Source organism: Marinifilum sp. D737 (genome assembly GCF_026672275.1).
Classification (GTDB): domain Bacteria; phylum Bacteroidota; class Bacteroidia; order Bacteroidales; family Marinifilaceae; genus Marinifilum.
The window spans coordinates 1-3,307 of sequence record NZ_JANQCD010000074.1; the positions used below are offsets into that span (position 1 = coordinate 1).

A 3,307-nucleotide genomic window follows, 5' to 3' on the forward strand; every position below is an offset into this window, starting at 1 on the left:
CCGAACCCAAGTCGGAATCTCAAGATCACTGTGTTTTTAGCCAACAGCTAATTATTCATTGTTCATTATTAATTACTCATTATTAATTATTCATTATTAATTATTCATTGTATTTGCTATTGAGAATCCGAACTCTAGTCGGAGTCTCAAAATTACTGTACTGCCAACAGCTCTCAGCATTCAGCGGTCAGCTATCAGCGGTCAGCTATCAGCAGTCAGCTAATTGATAACTGTTCACTGATAACTGTTCACTGCTAACTATTCACTGCTAACTGTTTACTGTTCACTGTTTACTGATCACTGTTCACTGTTTACTGCTAACTGTTCACTGTTTACTGTTCACTGTAAAAATTTCTTTCAACTGATTCACCACCTGGGAGCCTCCCGAAAGGCTGATGTTGTTGATCTTTTCAGAGATTTTCTCAACATATTCCATCTCTTTCAGTTTGAACAGCATTTCGTTCTCCTCCATTAGTTTGGCAGTGTTCAGCAAACTTCTTGTTGATGCAGTTTCCTCTCTTCTGGTAATGATATTTGCCTGGGCTTGCTTTTGTGCAATCAATACCTGGTTCATGATCTCTTTTACATCTCCAGGCAATATAATATCTCTAATTCCACTATCCAAAAGTTTAACCCCTAAGGCAGCCACTCTCTCCTTTGTATTTTCCAGAATGGAAGAGGAAACACGCTCTTTTTTCTCCAATATTTCATCTAATGTAAGCGATCCCAAATACTCTCTCAATGCCAATTGCAATAGTATGTACAATTGCTTTTCGAAGTCCTTGTTTTCCATGATTGCTTTTTTTACATCAGTTACCTGATAAAGGGCAAAGAAATTCACTCTTAAGGCAGCTTTGTCTTTGCTCAGGATTTCCTGACCCGATACTTCGAACTTTTGCTGCCTGGTATCCACCTTATATACTTGAATTGGTGTTGCATTTTTCCAGAAATGATAGGTTCCGGCTTCAAGTTCACTTTTGAACCTGCCATCTACAAAAAGCAATGCCTTTTCGTATGATTCTACCTGGTATACCCTTAGGTAAGGAAGAACATTGGTTCTGGAAAGTATGTTTTTGTCCAGCTGATCGGACACTTCCATTTCCCTGGTATTTACAGTTTGAAAGGACAATGGTGTATAGCCTTTCCACCATGCATAGATTCCTGCAGAAAGAACTGTTTTAAATATTCCATTTTCATACATAAAACTCAATTCTCCATCTTTAACTTCTACGATGTCAAGCAGATTCTTCAAGCCTTCATCCTGCAAATAGATGGCCAATTCTTCCTCGGGTGTAAATGCACCATTTCTTTCCAAAGCCAATACTTGTTCGAAGGCACTTATCCAGTAAGTTCCTTCGGTAAGGACTTTCTTGTATTCCTTTTTCCTGTATACCAATCCTACAGTTCCTTTTCTAATTCTTACTCTTTTCATGATTGTTGGTTTATTGTATTCATTTTAATTTCTTCTTTAAAAGAAAGAAACTTGTGCGCAACCGCCTTTCCAAAGTGGAAGCTCCAATGCTTGCAAATTGCAACATGTGGTTCGTAAGAGTGAATTGCCAAATCGCTTTGGCGTGATTCTTACCCTTATAAAGCAAATGTCTCCTTTGAAAGGGATTGCAACTTTCGAAACGCTGTCAAGACTGCTTTATCTTTCAGAAAGAAAAAACTGGTCGGGCACAAATTACTTTCGGCTGGTAGACGTTTTGTGAAGTGTCTGTCTTCGTTTTTGATGGATTTATAGTCCATAATTGGCTTGTTACTCTACCCGAACTGAGTTATCCTTTTGCAAGGAGAGGGATTCGAACCCCCGACACACAAGGTGAATGAAAAATTCCAACAGTACCAGAAGCATATTCATCTCTATTGAGAGAATACTACCAAGCCATACAGAAACTTAAGTCAGGTCTGTGAGCTGTGGATTTTTTCATGCTTTTTCCTTCTTTGCAGAAGGTATTTTTTTCATACCAAAAGTATGCGATCATCATTTTAAAGAACTTTCTGATACAAAGGTGAGACAGTAGTGCGCAATCTTTTTGCGTAGTAAAATATTTTTTCTACTTTTCTTAAAAAAAATCAAATGCCAGTAAATAGAAATGCACTCATCCGCTATACTACCATCGACAAATGTCTTAGAAATCAGTACCGAAAATGGACTTTGGACGATTTAATGGATGCCTGCTCTGATGCGCTTTATGAGTTTGAAGGAATTGACAAAGGGGTAAGCAAACGAACCATACAGCTGGATATCCAGAACATGAGAAGTGAAAAACTGGGATACAATGCTCCCATTGTGGTTACCGATAAAAAATTTTATACCTATGATGATCCTGAGTATTCCATTACCCAACTTCCTTTGTCGGATCAGGATTTGAATAAATTGAATGATGCGGTTGAAATCCTGAAACAGTTTCAGGGCTTTTCGCACTTCTCTGAAATGAGCGGACTGATTCAAAAGTTGGAAAATAAGATTTATACTGAGCAAAGTAAGGAACGTTCCATCATACACATCGACACAAATGAAAATTTAAAAGGTCTTGAGCATTTGAACCTACTCTACCAGGCCATTCAATCAAGAAAGGTTTTAAAGATAGAATACCAATCGTTTAAAGCACGAAACAGAAATTCATTATACTTCTATCCCTATTTGTTAAAGGAGTTCAATAACCGCTGGTTTCTTATTGGGAGACAGAAATTAAAAAAGAACAAATTCATGACACTTGCCCTGGATAGAATTCACTCCATCGAGTATCAGGAGGAGATGGATTTTTTGGATGATCCTGATTTTGATCCGGATAATTACTACAAACATGCTATAGGTGTAACGGTAAACGAAGGGTTAAGTCCAAGAACCATTACCATAAAGCTTGACCGAACTCATGCTCCTTATGTAATTACCAAACCCATTCATGCATCACAAAAAATGATTGACAAAGGACAATATGGGATTACCATAGAATTAAAAGTTATCCCCAACTACGAATTGGAACGTGTGCTTCTTGGCTTTGGACCCGGATTGGAAGTTGTTTCACCTCCTTCGTTAAGGAAAAGGTTTGGAGAGTTGATAAAAAAATCATCTGATGCTTACAATAAAGAGTAAGTCTTTCAGGGGGCAGCGGTCAGCTATCAGCTCTCAGCAGTCAGCGGTCAGCGGTCAGCTAATTACTCATTATTAATTATTCATTGTATTTGCTATTGAGAATCCGAACTCTAGTCGGAATCTCAAGATCACTGTGTTTTTAGCCAACAGCTAATTATTCATTGTTCATTATTAATTACTCATTATTAATTATTCATTGTATTTGCT

2 protein-coding genes are annotated in these 3,307 nt (G+C 37.7%); one reads left to right on the top strand and one right to left on the bottom strand.

From position 1 onward, the window contains the following. Nucleotides 1–325: 325 nt before the first annotated feature. Nucleotides 326–1,432 carry a slipin family protein gene (locus tag NQ163_RS20390; protein WP_268192158.1) on the bottom strand — a complete coding sequence of 369 codons (1,107 nt, stop codon included), beginning with the start codon at nt 1,430–1,432 and terminating at the stop codon, nt 326–328. A gap of 648 nt (nt 1,433–2,080) precedes the next feature. On the opposite strand from NQ163_RS20390, the gene NQ163_RS20395 reads away from it, so the two are divergent. Then, nucleotides 2,081–3,100 carry a helix-turn-helix transcriptional regulator gene (locus tag NQ163_RS20395; protein ID WP_268192159.1) on the top strand — a complete coding sequence of 340 codons (1,020 nt, stop codon included), beginning with the start codon at nt 2,081–2,083 and terminating at the stop codon, nt 3,098–3,100. Nucleotides 3,101–3,307 lie beyond the last annotated feature (207 nt).